The 2,886-nt window shown below is 39.3% G+C and carries 6 protein-coding genes; all 6 read left to right on the plus strand.

Features of this window, described 5'->3' with window-relative positions; all coding sequences use genetic code 11:
- On the plus strand, positions 1-483 hold a 483-nt coding region (locus ACCI49_RS24165; protein WP_371841810.1), incomplete at its 5' end, for a hypothetical protein.
- A 13-nt stretch (positions 484-496) separates the two neighbouring features.
- Positions 497-931 carry a hypothetical protein gene (locus ACCI49_RS24170; RefSeq protein WP_371841811.1) on the plus strand — a complete coding sequence of 145 codons (435 nt, stop codon included), beginning with the start codon at positions 497-499 and terminating at the stop codon, positions 929-931.
- Between the two features lie 41 nt (positions 932-972).
- Complete coding sequence (locus tag ACCI49_RS24175; protein WP_371841812.1) at positions 973-1,446, plus strand: hypothetical protein; 474 nt, start codon at positions 973-975, stop codon at positions 1,444-1,446.
- 9 nt (positions 1,447-1,455) lie between these two features.
- The gene (locus ACCI49_RS24180) at positions 1,456-1,932 is read left to right on the plus strand and encodes a hypothetical protein (RefSeq protein ID WP_371841814.1); all 477 of its coding nucleotides are present in this window, start codon (positions 1,456-1,458) and stop codon (positions 1,930-1,932) included.
- A 65-nt stretch (positions 1,933-1,997) separates the two neighbouring features.
- Positions 1,998-2,384, plus strand: a complete 387-nt coding sequence (locus ACCI49_RS24185; protein ID WP_371841815.1) for a hypothetical protein — start codon at positions 1,998-2,000, stop codon at positions 2,382-2,384.
- On the plus strand, positions 2,363-2,734 hold the full coding sequence (locus ACCI49_RS24190) for a hypothetical protein (RefSeq protein WP_371841816.1): 372 nt from the start codon (positions 2,363-2,365) through the stop codon (positions 2,732-2,734). The genes ACCI49_RS24185 and ACCI49_RS24190 overlap by 22 nt, the downstream gene beginning before the upstream one ends.
- Positions 2,735-2,886 lie beyond the last annotated feature (152 nt).

Below are 2,886 nucleotides of genomic sequence, written 5' to 3' on the forward strand. Positions count from 1 at the left end.
TGCGCTAGGGAAAATGGGAAGTTAAGGTACGACTGGCCTCGGGGTGATGTTTTTGCACAAAAGGCGATAGTTAAATTCAATTATAAAACTGGAGGGTTAGAAAAATTTCAGGAAGCAGCTGAAAAATACGGTGTAATAGCCTTATTTGAGGATGTATTGCCAGCTGGGGTGCATGTAATTGATGTATCTATCGATAGTACTTTGGATTCTAGTACCGGTATGGAAAATCCTAATGCACGAACTCTGCTCGTAAATCCTGACTTCTTAAAAGATCAACCTCTTAATTTTGTAGCCAGTGGGATAGGGCATGAACTCGTGCATGTAAATGATCATTTGAGAGACGTGATAAATGTTTACGATGCTGCTAGTGTAAGAGCTAGTGAAAGGAGGGCTTATATGTGGCAGCGTACAAATTCTCGTCATTTCAATTTAGGCGTTCAATACAAAGTGTGGTTTACCCAGCAGATAAATAAACATCGTTGAGAAATTAAATGAAATGAAGAAAATTTTATTTTATTTGTTTTTGTATTTTCTTTGTGGGTCAAGTATGAATATAGCTGCTACAGTTGATGCGCCAGATTTTCGTTCTGTGCCTTGGAATGAGCGAACCTATACTACGGTGCTGTCTCGAAGCTTTGGTGACGTTACATTGAGAGTTCGCAGTCAAGGTGATCGAGAGGTTGAGTCTATAGTCGTTGAGGTGCTTGGGAAGAAAATACTTATCCCATTAGAACAATTGATTGGAATTGAGGAATTAGGAGAGCCTGATTTATCTATTGCAAATGAAGGTAATGAAAATGAAGAACTACGGATTTTCTTTGAGTATGGTGCTCCTGTAAGGGTTCGAGAGGATTCAGGTTCTGATTGGGTGCGCCAAGTATTGACAATTGCTATTAATCTTAAGGGGCAGGTTAAAATCGTTAAGCAATAAGTTGGACATGCACGATTTTAGCCCCGCTTTTGCGGGGCTAGTTGTTTGCACAAAAGGTGACAGCTGAAGTGGCTGTTGGCCGAATGGAGGCACTTTTTGAAGATAACCCAGATGGGACATATCACGTGCCTTCAGCTGATCTAGCTTCAATAATGAGAGATGATTTTAGTTTTTATGATAGAAAAAGAATACAAGCTTTATCGTTAGATGCTTTTAAAGCAGAAGCTGAATTTGCAGATGGTACCTTTTTCGACGACCCTTTCGTTTCAAAAAATTTCACTGTTGAAGGCGTTTCAGGTAATTTTTCCGGATCTGATATCAACTACTATGTAATTGGTGGGTATTTTGCTGCTAGAGGCTGGACAGCCGGTGGGCTTGAGACGGCTGTGATGTATCATAATATCCGCGATATATACCAAGGCAAACCTGTTCTTCACAATTTGGGGCAGGCTTTTGGTCGTGACGCGCATTTGTGGTCAAAGAAAGGTCATAGCTTTTACAATAAAAACTACTAGGATGTGATTATGCTTATTAGAGTGCTTTTGTTTTTTTGCGTAGTAATTTTAACTGCATCTTGCAGTAATTCAAAAATAGAATATTGCAATCAACTTAAGCGCATGGCTTCTGATAAGACCATCTCTAAATATCTAAAAGTTTGGGTTCAAGAGAATGTAGAAGATAAAGTTATTTCTCATAGTGATGTAGTTAGAGGTGGATTAAAGGTTCCGGGTAGATATTTTTACCCTGTAAATTTTAATTGGGACATGCTTAATTTCAATAGTGAGTTATCACAGGTGCGTCTTATAGGCCCAAAAACAAGCTCATTTGAAGGTGGGCATATAACCGATTTGAAATCGGTTATGTTTGTAGAGAAATCTGGTTACGGTATTTTGGTAAAGCTGAATAATGTAGATGACTACGGCCTTTCAGATGTTAGTCTTGGTTTCTTTAGCGAAATATCAGATGGTATTGGAGTGCTTTGTTTAGATCTAGATAAGTAAGGGAGTATTCTCATGCACAAAAGGGGCTAACGCCTATAGAGCAAAGGGCTAGAGAACTTGCGAAAATGCTTGGTTTACCAGAAGCTGATTATGATGTTCGTTTCGCTTCAACAAGAGAAATAGAGGCCGCTACAAAAGGGCAGCCAGCATGGGGAACAGTCACTAAAGAAGATGGTCGCTGGACGATTTTGATGGAGAAATCGTTATCAACAAAAATGGGTAGTACTAGATTTACTCAAATTCTTGCAGAAGAATTGGTTCACGTTGAACAATTGAGTACAGGTTACTATAAGAGGCTCGATGCTAATGTTCGAAGGTATGCCCTGGAGACAGAAGCGACTGGCTGGGTTATACAACACTCAGCTGCTCTAGGTCTAAGAGGAAGTGCATTTAGAGAGTTTAAAAAGATTCATAATACGTGGGAATCTAAATGGGAAAAAGTAGCTTATTAACTTTTACTTTAGGTAGTTTACTTGGCGCTATTGGTTGCTCATTTGCATCGAATAATGCTGCTAATGTGGATGTTAGTCTTGTTGGAAAGTGGGAAAATACCTCATCGAGCTTCTTTGGCTCTGGTTGGGATCAATGTGAATTCAAAGAAGATAAATCTTTTGAGTGCACTAACTTCCCAAATGAGGGGGGCTTGGTTTTACCTTATGATGGCGATTGGTCTTTTATCAATAATAAGCTAACTATAATTTATTCAGAAATTGATGAGCCTCTAATATTTAGTGTCTCTGATATGAGTGCTGACAGTCTAGTAGTTGAGACTAGAAAGGGTGAAGTTTTAAAAGAGTTATAACCAAATCTGGTGTTTGAAGGTTTGAAAAAAAGCGGCGCATCTGGTTGATTTGTTATCGCCAGACAATAAACCAACTAAGAGATACGCCACCATGGACAAGAATACCGTTGTCGAGTTTTCAGGTCGAGAGGAGACGACCGATCCGCTAACAG

Origin of the sequence: Microbulbifer epialgicus (assembly GCF_041447265.1) — a bacterium.
Taxonomy (GTDB): domain Bacteria; phylum Pseudomonadota; class Gammaproteobacteria; order Pseudomonadales; family Cellvibrionaceae; genus Microbulbifer; species Microbulbifer epialgicus.

What these genes read in the sequence shown, in the direction of transcription:
- ACCI49_RS24170 (WP_371841811.1), top strand. Translation starts at nt 497, where the DNA reads ATGAAGAAAATTTTATTTTATTTGTTTTTGTATTTTCTTTGTGGGTCA.
- ACCI49_RS24180 (WP_371841814.1), top strand. Translation starts at nt 1,456, where the DNA reads ATGCTTATTAGAGTGCTTTTGTTTTTTTGCGTAGTAATTTTAACTGCA.
- ACCI49_RS24185 (WP_371841815.1), top strand. Translation starts at nt 1,998, where the DNA reads ATGCTTGGTTTACCAGAAGCTGATTATGATGTTCGTTTCGCTTCAACA.
- ACCI49_RS24190 (WP_371841816.1), top strand. Translation starts at nt 2,363, where the DNA reads ATGGGAAAAAGTAGCTTATTAACTTTTACTTTAGGTAGTTTACTTGGC.